The 22,956-nt window shown below is 73.3% G+C and carries 23 protein-coding genes; 6 read left to right on the top strand and 17 right to left on the bottom strand.

The window, feature by feature from the left end:
• Positions 1-34 precede the first annotated feature (34 nt).
• From H9640_RS06685 to H9640_RS06730, 10 genes are all read right to left on the bottom strand, one after another.
• The gene (locus H9640_RS06685; protein WP_191789926.1) at positions 35-865 is read right to left on the bottom strand and encodes an HpcH/HpaI aldolase/citrate lyase family protein; all 831 of its coding nucleotides are present in this window, start codon (positions 863-865) and stop codon (positions 35-37) included.
• Entirely contained in the window at positions 862-2,070 is a 1,209-nt protein-coding gene (locus H9640_RS06690) for a CaiB/BaiF CoA transferase family protein (protein WP_191789927.1), read from the bottom strand. Before H9640_RS06690 ends, H9640_RS06685 begins: the two co-directional genes overlap by 4 nt.
• Complete coding sequence (locus H9640_RS06695) at positions 2,067-4,118, bottom strand: SUMF1/EgtB/PvdO family nonheme iron enzyme (protein ID WP_191789928.1); 2,052 nt, start codon at positions 4,116-4,118, stop codon at positions 2,067-2,069. Before H9640_RS06695 ends, H9640_RS06690 begins: the two co-directional genes overlap by 4 nt.
• Positions 4,115-5,068 carry a ribokinase gene (locus H9640_RS06700; RefSeq protein WP_191789929.1) on the bottom strand — a complete coding sequence of 318 codons (954 nt, stop codon included), beginning with the start codon at positions 5,066-5,068 and terminating at the stop codon, positions 4,115-4,117. The genes H9640_RS06695 and H9640_RS06700 overlap by 4 nt, the downstream gene beginning before the upstream one ends.
• Positions 5,065-6,459 (bottom strand): ADP-ribosylglycohydrolase family protein, encoded by a 1,395-nt coding sequence (locus H9640_RS06705; protein ID WP_191789930.1) that lies wholly within the window; start codon positions 6,457-6,459, stop codon positions 5,065-5,067. Before H9640_RS06705 ends, H9640_RS06700 begins: the two co-directional genes overlap by 4 nt.
• A complete protein-coding gene (locus H9640_RS06710) occupies positions 6,456-7,634 on the bottom strand; it encodes an ADP-ribosylglycohydrolase family protein (RefSeq protein WP_191789931.1) in 1,179 nt (392 codons plus the stop codon). Before H9640_RS06710 ends, H9640_RS06705 begins: the two co-directional genes overlap by 4 nt.
• A gap of 107 nt (positions 7,635-7,741) precedes the next feature.
• Positions 7,742-9,028 (bottom strand): ABC transporter substrate-binding protein, encoded by a 1,287-nt coding sequence (locus tag H9640_RS06715; protein WP_191789932.1) that lies wholly within the window; start codon positions 9,026-9,028, stop codon positions 7,742-7,744.
• Between the two features lie 80 nt (positions 9,029-9,108).
• Positions 9,109-9,936 carry a carbohydrate ABC transporter permease gene (locus H9640_RS06720; RefSeq protein WP_191789933.1) on the bottom strand — a complete coding sequence of 276 codons (828 nt, stop codon included), beginning with the start codon at positions 9,934-9,936 and terminating at the stop codon, positions 9,109-9,111.
• Between the two features lie 4 nt (positions 9,937-9,940).
• A complete protein-coding gene (locus tag H9640_RS06725; RefSeq protein WP_191789934.1) occupies positions 9,941-10,909 on the bottom strand; it encodes a carbohydrate ABC transporter permease in 969 nt (322 codons plus the stop codon).
• Complete coding sequence (locus tag H9640_RS06730; RefSeq protein WP_191789935.1) at positions 10,906-11,946, bottom strand: LacI family DNA-binding transcriptional regulator; 1,041 nt, start codon at positions 11,944-11,946, stop codon at positions 10,906-10,908. Before H9640_RS06730 ends, H9640_RS06725 begins: the two co-directional genes overlap by 4 nt.
• A gap of 269 nt (positions 11,947-12,215) precedes the next feature.
• Here H9640_RS06730 and H9640_RS06735 point away from each other — a divergent pair, with 269 nt between their 5' ends.
• Positions 12,216-13,373 (top strand): hypothetical protein, encoded by a 1,158-nt coding sequence (locus H9640_RS06735; protein WP_191789936.1) that lies wholly within the window; start codon positions 12,216-12,218, stop codon positions 13,371-13,373.
• A 92-nt stretch (positions 13,374-13,465) separates the two neighbouring features.
• Positions 13,466-14,119: a chitinase gene (locus tag H9640_RS06740; protein WP_191789937.1), complete on the top strand. Its 654-nt coding sequence runs from the start codon at positions 13,466-13,468 to the stop codon at positions 14,117-14,119.
• Positions 14,120-14,209: 90 nt separating this feature from the next.
• On the opposite strand, the gene H9640_RS06745 is transcribed toward H9640_RS06740, so the two are convergent.
• Together H9640_RS06745 and H9640_RS06750 are read right to left on the bottom strand one after the other, a co-directional pair.
• Entirely contained in the window at positions 14,210-14,671 is a 462-nt protein-coding gene (locus tag H9640_RS06745) for a hypothetical protein (protein ID WP_191789938.1), read from the bottom strand.
• A 49-nt stretch (positions 14,672-14,720) separates the two neighbouring features.
• Entirely contained in the window at positions 14,721-15,476 is a 756-nt protein-coding gene (locus H9640_RS06750) for an SDR family oxidoreductase (protein WP_191789939.1), read from the bottom strand.
• Between the two features lie 140 nt (positions 15,477-15,616).
• Between H9640_RS06750 and H9640_RS06755 the strand changes: the two genes are divergently transcribed.
• Positions 15,617-16,246: a hypothetical protein gene (locus H9640_RS06755; RefSeq protein ID WP_191789940.1), complete on the top strand. Its 630-nt coding sequence runs from the start codon at positions 15,617-15,619 to the stop codon at positions 16,244-16,246.
• Positions 16,247-16,274: 28 nt separating this feature from the next.
• On the opposite strand, the gene H9640_RS06760 is transcribed toward H9640_RS06755, so the two are convergent.
• From H9640_RS06760 to H9640_RS06770, 3 genes are read right to left on the bottom strand one after another with little or no spacing between them, the layout of a single operon-like run.
• Positions 16,275-16,793, bottom strand: a complete 519-nt coding sequence (locus H9640_RS06760) for a MarR family winged helix-turn-helix transcriptional regulator (RefSeq protein WP_191789941.1) — start codon at positions 16,791-16,793, stop codon at positions 16,275-16,277.
• Positions 16,790-17,578: an SDR family NAD(P)-dependent oxidoreductase gene (locus tag H9640_RS06765; protein ID WP_191789942.1), complete on the bottom strand. Its 789-nt coding sequence runs from the start codon at positions 17,576-17,578 to the stop codon at positions 16,790-16,792. Before H9640_RS06765 ends, H9640_RS06760 begins: the two co-directional genes overlap by 4 nt.
• 48 nt (positions 17,579-17,626) lie before the next feature.
• Positions 17,627-18,058 (bottom strand): VanZ family protein, encoded by a 432-nt coding sequence (locus H9640_RS06770; RefSeq protein WP_191789943.1) that lies wholly within the window; start codon positions 18,056-18,058, stop codon positions 17,627-17,629.
• A 28-nt stretch (positions 18,059-18,086) separates the two neighbouring features.
• On the opposite strand from H9640_RS06770, the gene H9640_RS06775 reads away from it, so the two are divergent.
• Positions 18,087-18,530 (top strand): YchJ family protein, encoded by a 444-nt coding sequence (locus tag H9640_RS06775; protein ID WP_318243684.1) that lies wholly within the window; start codon positions 18,087-18,089, stop codon positions 18,528-18,530.
• Between the two features lie 13 nt (positions 18,531-18,543).
• Here the strand turns inward: H9640_RS06775 and H9640_RS19100 are convergent, their stop codons facing one another.
• On the bottom strand, positions 18,544-19,407 hold the full coding sequence (locus H9640_RS19100) for a copper chaperone (protein ID WP_191789944.1): 864 nt from the start codon (positions 19,405-19,407) through the stop codon (positions 18,544-18,546).
• Positions 19,404-20,879 carry a tyrosinase family protein gene (locus tag H9640_RS06785; RefSeq protein WP_191789945.1) on the bottom strand — a complete coding sequence of 492 codons (1,476 nt, stop codon included), beginning with the start codon at positions 20,877-20,879 and terminating at the stop codon, positions 19,404-19,406. The genes H9640_RS19100 and H9640_RS06785 overlap by 4 nt, the downstream gene beginning before the upstream one ends.
• A 257-nt stretch (positions 20,880-21,136) precedes the next feature.
• Between H9640_RS06785 and H9640_RS19105 the strand changes: the two genes are divergently transcribed.
• Together H9640_RS19105 and H9640_RS06790 are read left to right on the top strand one after the other, a co-directional pair.
• Positions 21,137-21,778, top strand: coding sequence for a hypothetical protein (locus H9640_RS19105; RefSeq protein ID WP_225226812.1), 642 nt, complete (start codon positions 21,137-21,139; stop codon positions 21,776-21,778).
• Between the two features lie 19 nt (positions 21,779-21,797).
• The gene (locus tag H9640_RS06790) at positions 21,798-22,907 is read left to right on the top strand and encodes a threonine aldolase family protein (protein WP_307823917.1); all 1,110 of its coding nucleotides are present in this window, start codon (positions 21,798-21,800) and stop codon (positions 22,905-22,907) included.
• Positions 22,908-22,956 lie beyond the last annotated feature (49 nt).

A 22,956-nucleotide genomic window follows, 5' to 3' on the forward strand; every position in this document is an offset into this window, starting at 1 on the left:
ACCGGCCCGGTGCGTGCGGACGGGTGGTGCAGGGTCAGTGCCGGGTCTCCCCTGCGACCGCGAGGACCGAGCGCGCGCGCTCGACCATCGCGACGTCGAGGAACGTGCCGTCGGGGAGCGCGATCGCCCCGACCCCGCGCGCGGCCGCGGTGCCGACGCGGTCGAGCACCTCGCGCGCCCGCGACACCTCGTCGGTGCTCGGGAGGAACGCCTCGCGGATGGGGTCGAGCTGGACGGGGTGGATCGCGGTGCGCCCCAGGAAGCCGAGCGCACGGCCCGCGCGGCACGAGGCCACGAGCCCGTCGAGGTCCTTGACGTGCGTGTACGCCGACATGGACGGCGACGGCAGGCCCGCAGCCCGCGCCGCGACCACGAGGCGGCTGCGCACCCAGGCCAGCGCGCCGTCGTCGTCCACGCGCAGGTCCGAGCGCAGGTCGGCCTCGCCCAGCCCGACCGACGCCACCTGGGGCGAGGCGGACGCGATCTCGAACGCGCGCTCGACCCCGAGCGCCGACTCGATCAGCAGGTGCAGGTCGCGCCCGGGCAGCGCGGCGGCGAGGTCCCGGACCTCGTCGGCCGACTCGACCTTGGGCACGCGAGCCCCCACGGCGCGTGGCAGCATCGCGACCGCCACGACGTCGTCGGCGTGCCAGGGCGTGCCGCGCTGGTTGACGCGCACCTGGACCCGGCGCGAGACCTCGGCCAGCAGCGCGACGGCCGAGGCGCGTGCGGACTCCTTGGCCGCCGGTGCGACCGCGTCCTCGAGGTCGACGATCACGACGTCGGCCGACGTCGCGAACGCCTTGGCGACGCGGTCGGGCCGGTCTCCCGGGGCGTAGAGCAGCGTGAGCGGCGGGGTGCTCATACGGCCCCCGCCTCCCGCAGCGCGGCGACGCGCTCGGCGTCGAAGCCCAGCTCGCCCAGCACCTCGTCGGTGTCGGCGCCGTGCGCACGGCCCGTGAACCCTATGACGCCGTCGTGGTCCGAGAGCCGGAACAGCGGGCCCTGCATGAGCATGGGCCCGAGGTCGGGGTCCTCGATCTCGTGGAGCGTGCCGAGCGCCTGGAACTGCGGGTCGCCCACGATGTCCTGCGCGTCGTAGATGGGCGCGACCGCGGCCTGCGCCTCCTCGAACGCCGCCACGACCTCGTCGCGCGTGCGCTGCGCGATCCACCCGCCCACGGCCGCGTCGAGCTCGTCGGCGTGCTGGGCGCGCTCGGCCCCCACCGCGAACCACGGCTCGTCGATGACCTCGGGGTGCCCGACGAGGCGCATGACGCGCTCGGCGATCGACTGCGCCGAGGTCGAGACCGCGACCCACTGGCCGTCGCTCGTGCGGTACGTGTTGCGCGGCGCGTTGTTCGCCGAGCGGTTGCCCGTACGTGGCTGCACGGTCCGCAGCTGGTCCCACCGCGTGATCTGGGGCCCGAGCATCGCGAGGATGGGCTCGATGATCGCGGTGTCGACGACCTGGCCGCGCCCCGTGCGCTCACGGCTCTGGAGCGCGACCATGACCGCGAACGCGGTCGCGAGCGACGCGACGCCGTCCGCGAGGCCGAACGGCGGCAGGGTCGGCGGGCCGTCCGCCTCGCCCGTCATGGCCGCGAACCCGCTCATGGCCTCGGCGAGCGTCCCGAACCCGGGCCGCGACCGGTACGGCCCCACCTGCCCGAACCCGCTGATGCGCGCGAGCACGAGGCGCGGGTTGTGCGCCGAGAGCTCGTCGTAGCCCAGGCCCCAGCGTTCGAGCGTCCCGGGACGGAAGTTCTCGATCACGACGTCGGCCTCTGCTGCGAGCGCCAGGAAGACCTCGCGCCCGCCGTCGCTCGACAGGTTGACGGTCACGGCGCGCTTGTTGCGCCCGAGCGTCTTCCACCAGAGGTTGACGCCGTCCTTCGAGGCGCCGTGCCCGCGCGAGGGGTCGGGCTTGGTGGGGTGCTCGACCTTGATCACGTCGGCGCCCATGTCGCCCAGGTGCATCGCGGCCATGGGGCCCGCGAAGAGCGTCGAGGCGTCGACGACCTTGAGCCCCGCGAGCGCGCCGTCCTGGGGGTCGCGCGAGACCGTCATGCCGTCACCTCCACGGTCCACGCGCAGCGGAAGCCGATGCTCGCGCTGCGCGCCAGGCCCAGACCAGGCAGGAGCAGCTTGGCGCTGAACTCGGGGCGCTGGACGCCGCCGTCGAAGTACCACTCGGAACCGGTCGACTCGTGGTCCGCACCGCCCTTGAGCATGACGTACCGCGTGCGGCCGTCGCTGTGCTCGCTCTCCGTCCAGTTCCACACGACGGGCGCGCCGCGCAGCAGGCCGCCCGTCTCCCCCGCGAGCTGCCACTCGTCCTCGCTCGGGAGGCGGCCTCCGCGCCACGCGCTGTAGGCGCGCGCGTCGTCGAGGTCGACGAACGTCACGGGCTCGTCCTCGCGCCCCGCGGGCGGTCGCCCGTCCACCCAGTGTGCGAGGAACCGGTGCCGGGTGGCCGGCCGGTAGCCCGTGGCGTCGACGAACGCCGCGAACTGCGCGTTGGTGACCTCGGTCGCCGCGACCGCGACGGGAGCGGCGAGCTCGCCGTCGCGCTGGAGCGTGCGCGGGTCGTGCAGGCGCGGCGCGAGCGGCTTCCACTCCTCGACGTACGGCGCGCCCTGGTACATCCCGGTCTCGCGGGCGCGGTAGCGCACGGTCAGGACGTAGGGCCCCGCAGGCACGACGACGGCGCTCACCTCCGCGTCCCGGCCCGGCCCGGCCTCGACGTGGGTCGGTGCGCCGTCGGCCCAGGATGCCGGGACCTCCGGCACGATCCGGCGCGCGAGGCGGTGCGGGAACCGCGCGACGGCGCTGGGCGCGTGGCGGCGCATGTCCTCGACCAGGCCGGGGAGCCAGTCGGGCTCCTCGGCGCCGGGGGCGACGTGCACGAGCGCGGCGATGCCGCGCCCCGGGATCACTGGTCCGGTCAGTTCGATCAGGCGCCCGGCGGGCGCGCCGGTGAGCACCGGACCCGTGTAGTCCTGCTCGCTGCGGTTGACGAGCGTCCACAGCGAGACGCCCTCGTGCGAGAAGAGGGACGCGTGCACGCCCGCCTCGCGCGCCTCGGGGGCGAGGTCCGTGAGCGGGGTCCACTCGCCGTCGAGCAACAGGTCCTTGGCGGCGCGCTGGACCGTGACCATGCGGCGCAGGGTCGCGGCGTCGCGCTCGCTCCACCCGACCCACACCCCGAACACGACCTCCCACACCATGACGCCCACGCCGTTGATCCAGGCGGACTGCAGCTCGTCGGTGTGGTCGCGGTTCCAGCGGCGCACGTGGTGCTGCATGTGGCGGCGCTCGTACCAGTGCGCGCGCAGCACGCCCGGCACGGGCGAGTCGGCGAAGAACTGCGCCCACGACGACGAGTGGTCCTCGATGCGCTCGACCGCGAGCTTGGACTCGCCCTCCAGCACGATGCCCGGCCGGGCGGCCTCGAGCCGCTCGACGAGCTCGGGCTCGGCCTTCTTGAGCGTGTCGAGGAAGACGCCGTCCGCGGGAAGGTCCGCGACGACCGCGGCGAGCTCGGTCAGGTCGTCCTCGCCGCGGCGCGTGCCCGTGTCCCACGGGTTGTAGTCGACGAACACGTGCAGGCCTGCGGCGTGCAGGGTCGCGACCAGGCCACCCGGCCCCGTGAGGCCCGGGACGTCGCGGTAGAAGTCCCACTGGTTGCGGTCGTCGATCCCGATCACCGGGTACGCGTGCCACAGCACCACGGCGTCGAGGTCCGCGAAGCGCTCTCGCGCGTCGGCCAGGAAGCGTTCGGGCGTGAAGCGGTTCTCCTCGAACGAGTAGAGCAGCTCGTCCCACAGCCAGACCTGCGCGATCGTGAAGCAGCTCGCGGCCCACGCGGCCTGGGGACGCTCGTACACGGCGCCCGTGAAGCCGTGGCGCTCGCGCGCGTCGGTGCGCCACGCCTCGAGCCGCTCGCGCCACGCGGCCCACTGCGCCGGGTCGTCGGGCGCGGCGAAGATCTTCGCCTGGTCGAGCGCGGCGAGGTCCTGCGTGGCGTCGGCGGTGGCACCGGTGGCGGCGTCGAGCGGGACGACCGTCGGGAGGTCGATGGGACGGGGGACGAGCGGGTCGAACGTGTAGCTCATGGCTGCTGCTCCGAGTGCGCGAAGGTGGTGACCTCGTCGGCCGTGGGCACGGCGTCCTGGGCGCCGGGCCGGGTCACGGCCAGGGCGCCCGCGAACGAGGCGGTCCGGGCGGCGTCCACGAGGGTGGACCCGCCCGCGAGAGCGGCGGCGAGCACGCCGCAGAAGGTGTCGCCCGCGCCGGTCGTGTCGACGGCGTCGACGCGCGGGGCCGGGACACGGACGGGGGCCGAGCCACGCTGGGCGACCAGGCACCCTGCACCGCCGAGCGTCACGACGACGGCGGGCACCCTGGCGAGCAGGGTCGCGGCCAGGTGCTCGGCGGCGTCGACGGGGTCCGTGGGGGCGGCGGCCTCCCCCGCGAGGTCGCGCGCCTCGTGCTCGTTGACGATCAGCAGGTCGAGCGCGGCCCACATCTCGTCGGGCAGGTCGCGCGACGGTGCGGCGTTGAGCGCGAGCACGGCCCCCGGCCTGCGAGCGGCACCCGCGGCGAGGACGACGTCGAGCGGGATCTCGAGCTGCGCCAGGACGACGTCCGCCGCGCCGATCCGCTCGGCCTGCTCCGGGCCGATGCGCACGTGCGAGTTCGCCCCCGGGGCGACGACGATCGCGTTCTCGCCGTCGGGCGAGACCGTGATGAGCGCGGTGCCGGTCGGGGCGGTCGTGCGCTCGACGAGGTCGGTGCGCACTCCCCCCCGATCGAGCGAGGCGAGCAGCAGCTCGCCCGACTCGTCGCGGCCGAGGGCTCCGACGAAGGTCGTGTCGGCGCCGCCCGCCCGGGCCGCGGCGACGGCCTGGTTGGCCCCCTTGCCGCCGGGGCTGCGGCGCAGGTCGCCGCCGAGGATCGTCTCGCCGCCGCCGGGGTGCCGGGGGACGTCGACCACGAGGTCGACGTTGGCCGAGCCGACGACGACGACGCTCCCCCGGCGGTGCGTGCTCGGGTCGGGGCTCATGCGCCGGCCCTCGCAGTGTCGGCAGTGTCGGCCGCAGGGACCACCGCTTCCGTGAGCCGCAGCGCCACCGTGCGCGCCGCGAGGTCGTCGATGCGCTGCTCCCCGCCGGGGAGCGAGGTCGCGATGCGACCGTCGAGCGGCGCGGTCCACCGCTCCCCGATCCCGTCGGTCCCGAGCAGCGCCCCGACGACGCCGCCCACGGTCGCGGCGGCCGAGTCGGTGTCCCAGCCCGCGGTGACCGCGATCGAGACGCTCGACCCGAAGTCCCCCGCACCCTTGGTCAGGGCGTAGGCGATCACGGCCGCGTTGTTGAGCACGTGGACCCAGTGCAGGTCCCCGTACGCAGCGTGGATCCGGTCGAGACCGACGCTCACGTCGCCGTCCTGCGCGGCCTCGCGGCCCAGGCGGACGGCCTGCGCGATCCGGCTGTCCGGGGGCAGCACGGTGTGCGCCGCGTCGAGCACGTCCTCGACGCTCGCGCAGACCATCGAGGCCGACGCGAGCGCAGCCGCCCACATGGCGCCGTAGACGCCGTTGCGCGTGTGGCTCAGGCGCGCGTCGACCCATGCGAGGTACGCCGCGCTCCGGACGTCTCCCGGGGCGACCCACCCGAGCACGTCGGTGCGGATGAGCGCACCGATCCACTCGCGGAACGGGTTCTGGTGCGTCGCGGTCTCGGGCACGGGACGCGCGTCGAGGATGTTGCGGTACGCCGCGCGCTCCGCGGTGAAGACGCGCCCCGCGGGCAGGTTGTCGAGCCAGAGCTGGGCGACGTCGTCGGTCGTGAAGCCCGTGCCGTGCTTCTCGAGCAGGGCGAGCGCGAGGATCGGGTAGTTGAGGTCGTCGTCCTCGGGCATCCCGTCGATGTTCTCCTCGAGCGAGGTCGGGGCGCTGCGCCGGTTCCAGGGCCAGCGCGCCGCGACGTCGTCGGGGAGCCCGACCGCCGTGAACCACGTGGCCAGGGGCCAGCGGCCCGTCGCCCGCAGGATCTCCTCGATGCCCTGGCGCGGGATCTTCTCGACGGGCTTGCCGAGCAGGCACCCTGCCGAGCGCCCGGTCCAGGCGCCGTGCACGCGGCGGGCGAGCTCGCCGTCGGGCACTGCGGGGAGAGCCGGGGGCGCCGGGAGCAGCGCGGCGATCTGCGCCCACCCGTCCGGCTCTGCCGGGGCCGGCGCTGCGGGCAGGGCGTCGAGCTCGTCGAGGAGCTCGCGCGCCAGGGCGCGGAGCGCCGGGGGCGCGGGCACGGGGCCCGCGCCGCTCACGGCCGGGACGACGTCACCGCCCGCCGCGGTCCATCGTGCGACGACCGCGGAGACGTCCTTGCCCTCGATGGTCGACTGGACGAGCTCGTGCGCGAGCAGGTCCTCGGGCTGGGCCCAGGTGAGTCTCACGCCGAGGCTCCCACCGTCGCGGCCTCGATCTCGTCGAGGGCCAGGAGGCGAGCCTTCGCGGCCTCGCGGTCGGCGCGCAGGATGTCGCCCGCGACCTGCCCCATGAGGCGTCCGGTCGCGCGGACGTCGGTCCGGCTCGCGCGCTCGATCTCGTCGAGCCACTCGGTCGGCACGACCTCGGTCCCGCCGAGCCCGGCCGTGATCGCCCCTGCCATGACCGCGATCGAGTCGGCGTCGCGCCCGTAGTTGACCGCACCGAGCACCGCACCGCGGAAGTCGCCGCGGTGGCCCAGCACGAACCCGAGCGCGGCGGGCAGCTCCTCGATGGCCTTGGTGCGCGAGGGGCGACGGGCGTCCATCGACATCTGCCGGTACTCGGGGCCCACCGAGTCGAAGGGCGCCACGACCTCACGGATCGTGCGCGCCAGGGCGCGCTCCTCCTCGTCGGTCGTGGGGACCGTGGTCCAGCCGTCGAACGCATCGACGACCGCGCGCAGCGCGGCGAACGTCCCGTCGTGCGCGACGTCGAGCGCGGCGGCCACGACGTCCTCGACGCTCGCTCCGGGCGCGACCGCCGCCGCGACCATGGCGGCGAACACGCCCGCGGCCTCACGGCCGTAGCTCGCCTGATGGGCGCCGGTCAGGTCGATCGCCTCGGCGTACGCGCCGCGCGGGTCGCCCGCGTTGGCCAGCCCCACGGGGGCCACGTACATGGCCGCGCCGCAGTTGACGATGTTCCCGACGCCCGCCTCGCGCGGGTCGACGTGCCCGTAGTGGAGGCGCGCGACGATCCACTTCTCCGCGAGGAACACACGCTGCAGCAGCAGGGCGGTCGACTCGAGCTCGGGGATCCAGCGGGGCTCGCCGATCATGAGCGGGACCAGGTCCTCGGCCACGGCGTACGCGTCGAGGTGCGCGCGGCGCTTGGCGTAGACCTCGACGAGCGCCTGCGTCATGAGGGTGTCGTCCGTGATGTGGCCGTCGCCCTTGTGGTACGGCGCGATGGGGCGGGCGTCCTGCCAGTTCGGGTAGAACGGCCCGACGATGCCCGTGACCCGTCCGCCGTGGCGCTCCTCGATCTGCTCCGGGGTCCACCCCTCGGTCGCCCCACCCAGCGCGTCGCCGACGGCTGCGCCGGTGATCACCGCCACTGCCTTCTCGTCCAGCCAGCTCACGAGGTCACTCCCTGTCGTTCGTCGTTCTGCGTCCGGGCGACTCGCGGCCACCCGTGGTCGTCGTCCGTGCGGACGGCCGGTCTGCCCGGCCGCCCGCACGGGTTCTACTACTTGGTGATCTCTTCCCAGCCGGCCGTCAGCTCGGTCGCCACGCCGTCGGCGTCGATCTCCTGCGCGAGGAAGCGCTGGTAGGCCGGCGTCGCGACCGTGTCCTTCCACTGCGCGTAGGCGTCGACGAAGAGGTACGGCGCGGACACGAGGTGCTGGCCCGAGGAGAGGATGACGTCCCAGCCGTTCTCGGTGCCGAGCTTGGCCGCGAGGGCCTCCTGCGCGGACGTCGTCGCGGGGATGAGGGCGTCGGCCTCGTTGAGGGCGGCCAGGTTGTCGGTCTGCGTGAAGAACTCGATGAACTCCGCGGACTCCTCGACGTGCTCGGAGTCGATGTTCACGGACAGGGTCTGCGGGTTGGCGGCCTGCTGGGCGCCCTCCGACCCCTCGAGCGGCGGGAGCACGATCCAGTCGAAGCCCTCGGGGGCGTCGGTCGCGATGTTCGCGGCCTGGAACGAGCCCTGGATCGTCATGGCGACCTGCCCGGCGTAGAACGTCGCGAGCGTCTCCGAACCGGTCTGGCTCAGGGTCACGGGCAGGATCGACTTGTCTTCGAACGCCATGGCGTCCACGAGGTTCGGCACGGCCATCTCGCCCTCGCCGACCGTCAGCGTGGCGTCCGCGCCGCTGCCCTCGAAGTAGGTGCCGCCGAAGCCCGGCGCGAAGGACATGTACGCGGCGGTGGGGCTCTTGAGCCCCCAGCCCAGGCCGTACGTGCCGTCCTTGGTCGTGGCCTGCGCGATCGCGCGCATCTCGTCCCACGTCATGGTCTCGCCCGTGGGGATCGCGACACCTGCGGCGTCGAGCAGCGTCTTGTTCGCGAACACCATGTAGGACTGGAGCTCGGTGGGGTACGCGATGACCTTGTCGTCGACCGTGACCGCGTCGAGGATGCCCTCGGGGACGTCCGCGCGGAACTCGTCGGACATGTACTCGGAGAGGTCGGCCAGGTAGCCGTCCGCTGCGAAGGGCACGATGCTCGCGGCCTCGTAGTGGATGATGTCCGGCGCCGCACCACCGTTGAACTGCGTGATGAGCTTGTCGTAGATGCCGTCCCACCCTGCGGGGACGATCTCGACCTGGACGTCGGGGTTGGCCTCGTTCCAGTCGGAGACGATGCTCTCGGTCGCGGCGATGGCCGCGGGCTGGTCGGACAGCGACTGGAACTTCAGCGTGATCGGGCCGGAGTCTCCACCGGCGTCGCTGTCTCCGCCGCTTCCGCAAGCGGTGAGGAACAGGGTGCCGATCGTGAGGCATGCGGCGATGGACGCACCACGAGTCTTCATGTGTCTGCCTTTCTGAGGCGTGGGGGTCGTGCGGGTGGGGTGGGTGGGACGGGTTCCGTCGAGGCGGGGGCGCACTGCGCTCACCCCTTGACGGCACCGGACAGGAGTCCGCCGGTGAGCCTTTTCTGCATGATCGAGAAGAAGACGATGCTCGGGATCGCGGCCAGCACGGCGCCCGCCGCGAGCGGGCCGAGGGCGACCTTGCCCTCGCCGCCGATGAACATCTTGAGCGTGATCGGCAGCGTGTAGTTCTCGGGCGACTGGAGCAGCACGAGCGCGAAGAAGAACTCGTTCCACGACGACACGAAGCTGAACATCGCGGTCGCGACGACGCCCGGCATGAGGAGCGGGAAGACGATCTGGCGGAGCACCGTCAGGCGGCTCGCGCCGTCCATCGAGCCCGCCTCCTCGAGCTCGATCGGGATCGAGCTCACGTAGCCCTGCAGCATCCACAGTGCGAACGGCAGCGTGTACGTCGTGTGCACCAGGGTCAGGCCGACCAGGCTGTCGGTCAGGCCGATGGTCCGCAGGATGAGGAACAGCGGCAGGATGATGAGGATGACGGGGAAGACCTGGCTGACCAGGATCCACCCGACGCCCATGCCGCGGACCAGGCCCTTGAGCCGGGCGAGGACGTACGCGCCGGGCAGCGCGATGAGGAGCACGAGCGCGGTCGAGACGAGCGCGACGATCGCGGAGTTCCACGCCGAGCGCACGAGTCCCTGGCGTTCGAGCGCGGCCGAGTAGTTGCCGAGCTCGATGTCCTGCGGGATCAGGCTCACGCTGAGCGAGTTGAGCTCTCCCGACGACTTGAGCGACGCCGAGATGAGCCACAGCAGCGGGAAGCCGAGGAAGACGATGTAGAAGGCCAGTGCCACGTACTGGGCGGGCCGGACGAGATGACGCATCAGATCACTTCCCCGTGCTGTCGCGGTCTTGGCGGAACTGGGACCACAGGTAGATCGCGAGCAGGAGGACGACGACGACCACGAGCACGACGCCCATGGCGGCCGCGTAGCCGATGTTCCTGTTCTTGAACGCCTCGAGGTACGTGTAGAGCATCGGCAGCATGGTGCGGCCGCCCGGTCCGCCCTCGGTCAGCACGTAGACCAGGGAGAACGAGTTGAAGTTCCAGATGAAGTTGAGCGAGGTGATCGACGTGATGATCGGGCGCAGGCTCGGGAGCGTGACCGCGGTGAAGCGGCGCCAGGCGTTCGCGCCGTCGATCGCCGCGGCCTCGTGGAGCTCGTCGGGGATCTGCTGGAGCCCGGCGAGCAGCGTCACGGTGGTCTGCGGCATGCCGACCCAGATGCCCACGACGATCACTGCCGGCAGCGCGGTCGAGAAGTCCGCGAGCCAGTTGATGTCGTCGGGCAGCCCCACGCTGCCGAGGAACGCGTTGAGCGGCCCCGCGTTGGGCGAGTAGATCATCCGCCACATGATCGCGACGACCACGGGCGGCATGGCCCACGGGATGAGCGCGAGCACGCGGGTCAGGCCCTGGAGCTTGAGGTCGGAGTTGAGCAGGAGCGCGAGGCCCATGGCCGCGACGAGCTGGAGCAGCGTCACGGACACGGCCCAGATCATGCCGATGCGGAACGAGTCCCAGAAGAAGGAGTTGTCGGCGAGCCGGACGAAGTTGTCCATCCCGACGAACGCGTACTCGGGGTTGCGCACGAGGCGGGCGTCGGTGAACGCGAGGCCGACGCCGACCAGGAGGGGCGCGACGCTCAGGACGAGGATGGGCAGCAGCGACGGGATGACGAGGGCGACGGCCTCGCGCCGCTTCGAGCGGGCCATCCCTCCGGTCCGGCGCGGCTTCTGCCGCTGGGGTGCGGGGGCGGTCGGTCGGGGGCCGGCCTCCACGGTGGGGGCTGTCATGACTTCTCTCCGTCGAGTGCGTCGGTCGGTCGGGTGGATTCGCGGACGAGGAGGGTCGGCCCCACGTCCACGTGCCGGGTCTCCTGGTCGCTGCCCTCGACCAGTCCGAGCAGGAGCTGGGCGGCCCGCCGACCACGTTCGGCGGACCCCAGGGAGACGCTCGTGAGGCTCGGGTAGAAGACACGGCCGATCTCGGTGTCGTCCATGCCGGTCACGGCGAGGTCGGTGGGGACGTCGAGGCCGCTCTGGCGGGCCGCGTGCATCGCGCCGATGGCGAGCAGGTCGTTGGCCGCGACGATCGCGTCGAGACCGCCGCGGGCGGCGTTGCGCTCGATGAGCGTGCGCGTGGCGGCGAGGCCGGCGGCGACCGTGAAGTCCTCGGCGATCTCGACGTCGACGTGCTCGGCGGCGAACCCCGGGGCGGCGACGGCGGCGTCGAAGCCGCGCTGGCGGGCCTCGCCGGGGGTCGTGTCGAGGGGGCCGTTGAGGAACGCGATGCGGCGGCGGCCGATATCGAGCAGGTGGGTCACGGCCTGGCCGATCCCGCCTGCCGAGTCGGTCGACACCGAGTCGATGCCGTGGGCGCCGAGCGACCGGCCGATCACGACGACCGGCACCGCGGACTCGTGGATCGCGCGGACGAGCTCCTCGCTCATGCGCAGGGGGCTCAGGACGATCCCGTCGACCATGCCGTTCGCGAGGCTGCGCACGAGGTCCGTGGTGGACTCCGCCGTGTCGCCCGTGGTCGTCACGACGACCCGGTAGCCGTAGGGCGCGATGACCGCGTGGATCGCGGACATCATCTCGACGTAGACCTGGTTGCCGATGTCGGCGACCGCGAAGGCGATCTGGAACGTGCGGCGCATGCGCAGGGAGCGGCCGACGGCGTCCGGGCTGTACCCGAGCTCGTCGGCGGCGGCGCGCACGCGCTCGACCATGGCCTTGCTCGCGCCGGAGCCGTGCAGCGCTCGGGAGGTCGAGGCGAGCGACACCCCTGCGCGCTCGGCGACCTCGTTCAACGTTGCACGTGGTGCCATCGGTTCCTGCCCTCTCCGTCGAAGGTGGTGCGGAAGATCTCGATTTGGAAACGTTTCCAACGCAGCGGTGCGAAACACTCTGGAAACGTTTCCGGATTGAGAGGCACTCTTGCACGCGCCCTCGGAAGGTGTCAACCGCCGGGCGGTTCCGGGCCCGACGCCGGAGCCCACCGTGCGTGCGAGGGCCCGCTCCGCCGTCGGGCAGGGCCGGGCCACGGGCTCCCCTCACCGGGCTCGTCGCCTCCTGCGCGTGCGCTACCCTCGCGGGCATGCCGATGACGTCACGCAGGGACCCCGCCGTGCTCGTCGCCGGGCTGGTCACGTCGATCCTGTGGGTCGGGACGGCCGTCCTGAGCGACTGGGTCCACGCGAACTTCACGTACCGCGTCCACAGCGCGCTCGTCCGGACGTTCCTCCCCCACCCGAACGGCACGGTCCCGGGCGGTTCGGCGGTCACGGGTCAGACGATCCTCGCGGCGCTCCTCGCGGGGCTGGTGGTCATGGTCGTCGCGTACCTCGCGACGCGGCGCCTGCCTCCACGCACCGGCACGTGGGGCGTCTTCCTCGCGACGTGGTTCGGGGTCGTGGCCGGAGGCACCGCCGGTTCGGTCGCGGACACGGTCGCGGACATCTCCTTCCCCTCGCCCATGAACCCGGCGTTCCACCTGCTCGCCGCGTCGTTCGAGGGCGGCTGGTGGGGACTGGTCAACGGCTGGCTCGTGGGCATCGCGCTCGTCGGGGCCCTCGCCCTGACGAGCCGTTCCTCCGCGCAGACGCTCCCCGCGACGCGCAGGTCGCGCAAGCCGCTGCGGGCCCGCGCCTGGCCGACCGTCCTCGTCGCAGGCCTCACGGCCTCGCTCGTGTGGGTCACGGTCGGGGCCGGCAGCTCGTGGCTCGTGTGGCACCGCAGCGCGCGCGGCCCGATCGACCTCGTCGCGGAGGCGGCCACGGGGGCGATGATCTTCCGCTTCGCGCCGCAAGGGCAACCGGTCCAGGGCATGGAGGTGGCCCTCGCCCTGGCCGTGGGCCTGCTCGTCGCGGGCGGGACGTGGCTCGCGACCCGCCGGCTCCCGCCGAGCGCGGGGCGCTGGACCCTGGTGCTCGCGGTCTGGTTCGCCACGGTCGTGGCGGCCGTCGTCCCCGCCGCGACCCGGTCGTTCACGACGTACACCGCGTTCGGGCTGCACTCGGCCACCATGAACATGGTCCTGCCGACCGTGCAGGCGAGCCTCTTCTGGCCGCTCGTCACGGGGTGGGTCGCGGGTCTGGTCGCCGTCCTCGTGTACGCCAGGACGGGCGGCGCGACCCCTGCGGACGTCTCTCCCGAGGGGTCCCCCGGCCCCGGCGACCGCCCCGAGCCGGACGTCGAGGACGCCCCGCAGAGCGCACTGCACACCGATGCCGAGGAGCGCTCGCTCGTCCCCTAGGGTGACCGCTGAACGCAGGCGGGGGGTGCCGACGAGTCACTGACGAGTCGTCGGACGACGTTCCGCCGGGAACAGTGACGAGAGGGTGGCTCATGGCTGAGACAGGTTCGACGAGCGGCATCACGACGGGCTTCGTGGTGACCGAGGCGCAGTTCGAGGAGATGTTCCCGGACCGCAACCCGTTCTACACGTACGCGGGCCTGGTCGCCGCGACCGAGGCGTACCCGGAGTTCGCGACGTCGGGCGGCACCGAGATCGCGAAGCGGGAGGCCGCGGCGTTCCTCGCGAACGTGAGCCACGAGAGCACGGGTCTGCTGCACGTGAGCGAGCTCAACACGGCCGTGTACTCGCACTACTGCGACCCGTCGCAGCCGTACGGGTGCCCCGCGGGCGAGGACGCCTACTACGGCAAGGGCCCCATCCAGCTCTCCTGGAACTTCAACTACAAGGCGGCGGGCGACGCCCTGGGCATCGACCTGCTGAACAACCCGTTCCTCGTCGAGACGGACCCGACCGTCGCCTGGAAGACGGCGCTCTGGTACTGGAACACCCAGCCCGGCGAGGGCACCATGACGTGCCACGAGGCGATCGTCGGGGAGCACGGCTTCCGCGAGACGATCCGCGCGATCAACGGCCCGCTCGAGTGCGACGGCGGGAACCCGCGCCAGGTCGCGAACCGCGTCGCGCTGTTCCGCCGCTACGCCGAGCTCCTGGGCACCACGACGGGCGACGCCTTGACCTGCTGAGGCCCGCGGCCCGACGGCGGAGCTCGCCCCGGAGGTGAGCGGCGCCGTCGGGCCGCGGTCGTCCGGGGACGTTGCCGTGGTGGGGTCGCCTCAGGGGCGCACCGCGAACGCCGCGAGCGAGAGCGCGACAGCGTCCTCGACGGCCGCGGCCTGCCAGTCGGGGCGCCTGCCGACCGCAGCCGCCCGCCACGCTGCCCCGCCCCAGGTGCCCGCGGCGCCGCCCGCCGCCCCGAGGAGCAGCGGGAAGAGGACCCCGGCCTCGGCGCGGCGTGCGATCACGAGCGCACCGACCGCACCCGACGTCATGCGGATCGGCGGGCCCGGCTGCTCGAGCCGAGATCCCGCGCTCGGCAGCTTGTCCCCCGTGAGCTCGGCCGCGACGCCCAGCGCACCGACGACCTTGGCGAGCACCCCCCACGGCCCGGACAGCGAGGACGTGAGCAACGGAGGAGCCAGGCCGAGCGAGGCACGGCTGCCTGCGGCAACCCCGATCGCGAGCGACCGGGCGAGGACGTCGAACGAGGATCGCGAGGCACCACGGGCTCGGGTCATGCTCCCCACGATCACGCGCGGCCCGGGCCCCGGCAACCCGGGGGCGCGGCTAGCGCGGGCGCCCGTACCGTTCGAGCAGGTGCTGGCCGTACGTGCCCGTCCCGTAGGGAGCGCCCGGCACCATGTGGTGGCCCGCCGCGTACGCGCCGAAGGTCCGCCCCGGCAGCCGCACCCGGGCGACCCCGCGGCGGCTGCCCGTCGCCCGCAACCAGGCGCGGGCGGCCTCACGGCCCGTGACGCGCTCGGGCCCGCCGACGTCCGCGACCCGACCTGAGGGCCCCGCGGCGACGATCTCCACGAGGCGCGCGGCGACGTCGGGCACCGCGATCGGCTGGACCGCGAGCGCAGGCGTGAGCAGCACGGGCGAGAAGCGCTGCGCCGCGAAGAGGTTGTCGACGAACTCGTGGAACTGCGTGGCCCGCAGGATCGTGTGCGGCAGGCCGGACGCGGTCAGCAGGTCCTCGACCTCGACCTTCGCCGTGTAGTAGCCGAGCGGGATCTGGTCGACGCCCACGATCGACTGGAAGACGACGTGCCCCACCCCGGCGTCGCGGGCCGCGGCCACGACGTGGTGGCCCATCTCGACGTCGGCCCGGGGACCACGGGTCGCGAGGTGCAGGACGGTCTGCGCGCCGTCGAACGCCTCCCGCAGGCCCTCACCCGTGGTGAGGTCCCCGGTCACGAAGGCCGAGCCTGGCCGGGTGGACCTGCTGAGCACGCGGACGTCGTACCCAGCGGCACGCAGGAGCGTCACGGTGGGCGTGCCGAGCGTGCCGGTGCCGCCCGTCACGAGGATCGTGGTCATGAACGCATCCTCTCGCGTCGGGCTCGGGCCCGCCGGACGTCGCGATCCGGCGTCGTCCACAGGTCGCGTTCCGGCGCCCTCGTCCACAGGGCCCCGGCCGGCCCCGGCGGGCGTCCCCGCAGGCGCGGCACCCTACCGGCATGAGCCACGGCACCCGCCCTTCCCACCCCCGACGACGCGCGACGACCCGGCACCCGGTCTCTCCCCTGGGCCTGCCCACCCTCCGGGCGCTCTGGGAACGCCAGGCCGCCGAGGCCAACGGCCCCGACGGCTTCCACCACGTCCACGGACCGCACACGCACGGCTGGCTCCTCGACGACGCCGTGCCCGAGCTGCTGGAACCGGTCCTGCACCCCGACGACGACCCGCTCGAACCGACGTTCTTCGCGAACCTCGACGGCCCCTTGGCCGAGGCGCTCCTCGCACGCCTCGCCCCCACCCGGCTCGTCCACCGGTCGAACGGTTCGCCGCCGCTGGGGCGCCTGCTCCGGGCAGCCGCCGAGCACCCGGACGACGTGACGCTCCACGGTTTCGTGGTCGGACCGGGACGCTGCGACGAGCGCCTGGTCGCAGAAGGCGCGATCCTGCGCTTCGAGGCGGACCTGCTCGTGACCGAGCAGCACGTCCCGGACTGCGAGTGCGAGCTCCTGTGGGCCTACGTGGTCGACGAGCTGGGGCTCGACGACGCCCTCAACGCGCCGCACCGCATCCACCGGATCCACCGCGCGGACGCGCCGGGCGAGACCTGGTGGCGCCTGCTGTGGGCCTAGACAGGTACCAGCGGAGACGACGGAGCCGTCAGCCCCGCTCGAGGAAGGCCTCGGTCGCCCCTTCGAAGCGCCGCATGAGCTCGGTGAAGGCCAACCGGTCGTCCGCGGACCACCCGTCGAGCAGCTCGTCGACGAGCGCGTCCCCCGCGGCGACGAACATCCTGGCGACGCGGGCCCCCGCCTCGGTGAGGTGGACGCGCGAGGCCCGGGCGTCGTCGGGGTCCTCGCGGCGCTCGGTGAGCCCCGCGCCGTCGAGGCGGCGCAGGATCTTGCTCACGTTCGACGGTCCCGTGGACAGGTGCTCGGCGATGGCCGAGGGTCGTCGTGGGCCCTGCCGCCACACGACCGTGAGCACCACGATCGCCGGGGTGTCCAGGTCGATCCCCTCGCGTGCAGCGACGGCCGCGAGGAAGTCGCCGCTCGTCCACAGGCCCATGACGCGGACCAGCGAGTCGAGCAGGTCGGACCGGTACCCGGGCACGCGCGGGTCCCCCGCCGGGGCGGGGCCGTCGCCCGGCCCCGCCCCGGGGTGCGGTGCGTCGGTCACGCGACCCGGGTGCCGCCGTCGACCGGCAGGACCACACCGGTGATGAAGCTCGCCTGGTCGGACAGCAGGAACGCGACGGCGTCCGCGATCTCGGACGGCTGGCCGAGGCGCTTCATGGGGACGTCGGCCGCGTAGCCGGCGCGGGCCTCCTCGGGCAGCGACGCGAGCGCGGCAGTCTCGATCGCCCCCGGCGCGACGGCGTTGATGCGGATGCCGTCGGTCACGTACTCGATCGCGGTGCCGTACGTGAGGGACACGACGCCTGCCTTCGCGGCCGAGTACGGCGCCAGGCCGGGCGACGCCTTGAGGCCCGCGATCGAGGCGATGTTGACGATGCTGCCGCCCCCGTTGCCGAGCATGTGGGCGATCTCGGCCTTCATCGACAGGAACGTCCCGCGCAGCGTGACGTCGAGCGTGCGGTCCCAGCCGTCCTCGGGCATCTCGTCGAGGCGGAAGGGCCGAGTCCCCACGCCTGCGTTGTTGACCGCGAGGTGCAGCCCGCCGAAGGTCTCGACGGCGAACGCGACGAGGGCGCTCACGTCCGCGGGGTCGGCGACGTTCGCTCGTCGGTAGGCCGCACGGCCGCCCGTGGCCTCGATGTCGGCGACGACCCGCGCACCGGCCTCGTCGTTGACGTCGGAGACGACGACGGCCGCCCCCAGGGAGGCCAGCCGCTTCGCGACCGCCTCGCCGATGCCTGCCCCGGAGGCAGTGACGAGGGCGACCCTGCCCTGGAAGGACGGGGCGCCGTCGAGCGGTGCGCCGGTGACGTGGGGGGTGGACATGGGGGACCTCCGTGTGACGATGCGAGAATTTTTAGTGTCGTCGCGACACTAACTTGGGGTCAACGGGCGACGGGCGCCCAGAATTCCCGCCACGGCGACCGCACCCACGACCGCCCCCGTGGTGTTCATCACGACGTCCTGCACGGTCGAGTACCTGCCCGGGATCACGAGCTGCGACAGCTCGATCGCGATCGACAGGGCGAACCCCGCCAGGACCACGAACCCGACCGACCGCCCGAGCGGCACGGCCGGACGCGCCCCGGACAGCACGAGCAGCCCCAGCACGCCGAACGGCAAGAACATCACCACGTTCGAGGCGGCCTCCAGGAACTCGTACGACATCGGCAGGCCCACCGACCGGAACGCGTCCAGGACCGCGATCGCCCACCCGGGCGCGGCGGTCGACTGCGGGGACGGCCAGCACGTCACCACGAGCACGGCGGCGAGGTAGACGGCGAAGGTCCAGCGGAGGAAGCGCACGGCTCACACCCTACGGAAGGATGGTCGGGTGACCGCGACCTCGTCCCTGCCCGACGACGCCCGCTGCCCCTGCCTGTCCGGAGAGACGTACGGGGCGTGCTGCGGGCGGTACCACCGCGGCCTCCTTGCGGGCGGCGCCGACTCGGTGACGGCTCCGACGGCCGAGGCCTTGATGCGTTCGCGCTACGCGGCGTTCGCGGTCGGCGACGCCGACTACCTGCTCGCCACCTGGCACACCTCGACGCGCCCCGCGGACCTGGACCTCGACGACGACGTGACGTGGCGCCGTCTGGACGTCGTCGCGACGAGCGCGGGCGGCCCGCTCGACCGGACGGGCGTCGTGGAGTTCGTCGCCCACTACCGGTCCGACGAGACGCGGGAGCGTGCATCGTTGCACGAGATCAGCTCGTTCGTCCGGGAGGGCGGACGCTGGTACTACCTCGACGGTGAGGCCCCTGCCCGCCGAGGGTGACGCACCGCCCCCCTCAGCTGGTCCCGACCAGGACCACGGCCGACAGCACCCCGAGGACGGCCACGGGGTGCACCCAGCGTTCGGCGTCGGCGCCGAGCTTCTGGAGGCACGTCACGGTCGCGATCCCGAGCGCGAGCCAGAGCGGGTGCCCCGCGAAGGTCGCCGCCACCATGAACGGTGCACACGTGGCCGCGCACGCACGGGCGTGGAACCAGCCGAACCGCAGGGCCGCGACGTCCGCCGTCCGGCCCTCGACGCCCAGCGGCACCGAGCGATGGCACCGGGCCAAGGCTCGCCGGACGACGGGGGTCAGCTCCCACGCCGAGGCCGCGACGAGGACCGCGGCGGCGGCCATGACCCCGGGGCGCAGCAGGCCGACGACGAGCGTCACCCCGAGTCCCACCACGATCCACAGCGCAAGATAGGCGGCGACGAACAGTGCCGTGGTCCCGTGCCGTCGTCTGCGTGGCGAGGCGAACGCCGCGTGCCGCACGGACGGGACCAGCCCGGGCAGCATCATCGCGACGACCATGAGCGCCCAGTGCCCCCAGCCCGCTGCCACTGCGGGCACGAACCCGTGAACGCCGTCGGCCCAGCCCGTCGCGACAGACGCCGGGTCGAGCCACGCGGAGGACCACCCCCCTCCCTGGACCCCCGGGGACGCGTGGTGCGCCGACACCGGTACCGGGCCGCGGGCGCCAGAGCCCGGTGTCGGCGACCGTGCGCCGAGGAGCGCCGCCCACGCGGCGGCCGCCGCCAGCAGGACCGGCCACTCGGGATGACGGTCGAGGAACCGTCGCGCCTCGACGCCCACCGCCCGGACCCCCGGCCCGCGCGCGGCGGCCGGGCGCGGGCGACGCCCGGCCGCGACGGTCACTGGACCATGAGGCGGACGGTCCGGACGACGACCTCGGGCGCCGCCAGCACCTCCTGCTCGTCGTGGACGACGGGGTGGAACGTCAGGTGCAGGTGGCCAGGGTCCCAGGCTCCTCTCTCGCCGAGGCTGGCCGCGACGTCGGTGATGTCGAAGACGTACGACAGCCCGTGCTCGGCGTCGGACTCCTGCGACTCGCGGACCCCGAAGAGCGGCAGGTTCCCGACGAGCGCGTCGTCGTCCTCGGTGTCGCCGACGTACACGGCGTAGGTGGGCGGCTGGTTGTCGCCCTCGAGCGTGATGTGCTCGAGCACGAGCAGCAGCCGTTCCGGCTCGGTCGGCGACGCCGCCCGGTCGGTCAGGTCCCGGGCCGCACCCGGCCCGACCACGATGTCGACGCTCGCCGTCCGGGACGCGAGGCGTACCGGCTCACGGTTGACCGCGACGGCCTCGGGCGGGACCTGCTCGAGGCGACGTACCTCCTCCTCGCGGCGGGCGTCGTCCTCGGCCCCCGCGTCTCCGACGCCGGCCACGGGCCCCCTCCTCTCTCGCTTCAGCGTGCGGGCCGACGGTGGGACGCCGATGTCCGCGTACACGTACCCGAACGCGCTCGTGTCGAGCACCTCCCAGCTCTCGGGTTCCCTCCGGGCTCCGGACGGGTCGAGGAACGCGAACTTCTGGGTGAAGACGCTCTTCGCGGGGTCGCGCCCCTGCCCGGCGTGGGACCGCCACACCTCCCACAGCCGGTCGATGTTGGAGTGGTGCAACCAGAAGACGGCGTCGGAGGCCGCGGTGTTGAAGTTCCCCATCTTGCCGCCCACGAAGTTGTGGACGGTGCCGTGCGGGGTGCCCTCGAGGGCGCCGATCGTGCCGCCGAGGTGGCTGAACCCGGTCGTGGGACCGCCGAAGGTGACCGTGTTCGGGATCTTCGACGTGAAGAGCGGCTGGTAGAACCAGCCCTTCGCGGTGGTCTCGGTGGGGTCGAGGGAAGCCGTCCCGGCGTTCACGCCGTTCTTGCGCTGCACCTCGTAGAGCGGGTTGGCGAGGCCGTCGGGCCCGATGGGGTCCCGGAAGGGCGGCGGCAGCGTGTTGGTCGTGGCCGTGTCGTAGTCCCAGTAGGGCAGGGCCCACGTGTCCTTGACCTTCTGGGGGATGTCGTTCCGGTTGCGGATGATGTCGCGGCAGATCGCCTCGAAGTAGCCCAGGTAGAGCCGGTGCCACGGCAAGAAGTACCAGGAGCCGTGCTGGCACTGGTTGCGCAGCCCGTCGTGCGGGTCCGGACTCATGCCGTGGACCTGGGTCTGGTGCAGCCAGGACCGGGCTCCCGTGGACGGGCCGGCCTTGAGGACCCCGACGGCCTTCGCGTAGGCGGTGATGACGGCTTGGCCGTCGGGTCCCTGCTGGTAGAGCTTCCAGACGTCCTGCCGGACGAACGGTCCCCCCAGCTGCGGGTCGGGGTGCGGTGCGGTGCTCATGGTGTTCCCCCTCGTGTGCCGGCGGGGGCGTGGGAGCGGGTGGTCGGTCGTGCCCCGGGCCGCGATGCCCGGGCGGACGGGCTGCTCGCCCGCCGCGTCCCCCTGCGTCGTGCAGGGGCGACCGCCCCCGCTCTTCCAGGGTGCGCCTCGCGGGGGCCCTTGTCGCGCGGGCCCGGCCGCGCAGACGCGTCACCCTCGGCAGGAGGGCACGTCGCCCTCGGCGCCCAGGCGCACCGCGCTCTGGTTGACTTCGGGCTGTGAGCACTTCGGCCTCGATCGCACCGGTCGCGTCGGCCCCTTCTGTGGAGCGCCTCCACTGGGCCTGGTGGGTCTGGCTGGGGGCTCCCATCCTGATCGCCTGTGTCGCCGGGGTGGGGATCTTCCTCCTCGACCCCTACGTCGACTCGGCCTATCTGCTGCTCGTCCGCGGTCACGACGCGGAGACGATGACCGCCTGGCTCTGGTTGGTGATCTGCGGATGCATGGGCCTTCTCTGCGTGGTCCTGGCCGTCCGGGTGTCGATGACCTGCCGCTACGGGGTCGCCGTGCTCATGTGGCTCGGGACGGGCGTCGCCCTGCTCGCCCTGACGTGCGTGGCCTTCGTCGCATGGCTGATGGGGGTCGGCGCCGCGATGAGCACGTACGTCCCGCTCGACGACCTGGCTCGTCCGGCCGGAAGACAGATCCTGGTAGAGGAGCGACACTCTCTCCATTGGCACATGTCGTACGCGATCTGGCAGGGAGGCCCGCGCGTCTACTCGCCGGCCGATGTCCCGGAGATCCTCGACGTACGGACCCGGGGCGAGCAGCCGATGGTCGACGGTGATTTCCGGGTCGAGACGGCGGACGACGGCTCGTCGGTCCTCGTCCTGCTCGGGCACAGAATCACCCTGCCCTGACCGGGTCTACCCTGGCCGGGTGCCTTCGACCCCGCGTTCGTTCGCGTCCGACAACTACGCCCCTGCCCACCCTGCGGTCCTCGCGGCCTTGACCGCGGCGAACGTGGGCCACGCCGGCTCGTACGGCGCGGACCCATGGACCGAGCGTCTCCAGGAGTCGGTCAGGCATCACTTCGGCGAGGCGGCCACGGCCTACCCGGTCTTCAACGGGACGGGCGCGAACGTCGTCGCGCTCACGTCGATGCTGCCGCGCTGGGGCGCGGTCGTGACGTCCGAGCACGCGCACATCCAGCAGGACGAGAACGCCGCACCGGAGCGTGTCGGCGGGATCAAGCTCCTCACGGTCCCTGCCCCGGACGGCAAGCTGACGCCGGGCGCGGTCGACCGGTTCGTGGGCGACCTGGGCGACCAGCACCGCGCGCAGCCGCTCGTCGTCTCGATCACGCAGGCGACCGAGCTGGGCACGGTCTACTCGCCCGACGAGATCCGCGCGATCAGCGACCGCGCGCACGCCGCGGGCCTGCGCGTGCATCTCGACGGGGCGCGGCTCGCGAACGCGGCGGCCGCCCTCGGGGTGTCGTTGCGTGCGACCACGACCGACGTGGGCGTGGACGTCGTGTCGTTCGGCGGCACCAAGAACGGCCTGCTGTTCGGCGAGGCCGTCGTGGTCCTCGACCCCGGCGCGGCCCAGGGCGTCGACTTCGTCCGCAAGATGACCATGCAGCTCGCGTCGAAGATGCGCTTCGTCTCGGCGCAGCTCACGGCGCTGCTCGAGGACGACCTGTGGCGCACCAACGCGGCGCACGCCAACGCGATGGCCGCACGCCTGCGGGTCGCGCTCTCGCCCGTGGCGAGCGAGCGAGAGGCGCCCGACGGCGGGACGGACGCCACGCCGTCGGGCCTGGCGTTCACGCAGCCCACCCAGGCGAACGCGGTGTTCGCGGTGCTGCCGCGAGCCGTGGCCGACGCCCTGCGCGCGGACTTCGCGTTCTACGACTGGGCGGCCGCCGCCCCCGACCCCGTCACGGGCGCCGAGCGCGTCGAGGTCCGCTGGATGTGCTCGTGGGACACGTCGGCGGAGGACGTCGACGCGTTCGCCGCGGCGGTCCGCGCGGCGCTCGGGGCGTGAACGCCGGCGCGGGGGGGGGCCGGGGGGGGCCCCCCCCCCCCGGGGCCCC

The sequence above is a fragment of the Oerskovia gallyi genome (assembly GCF_014836745.1).
GTDB classification, from domain to species: Bacteria; Actinomycetota; Actinomycetes; order Actinomycetales; family Cellulomonadaceae; genus Oerskovia; species Oerskovia paurometabola.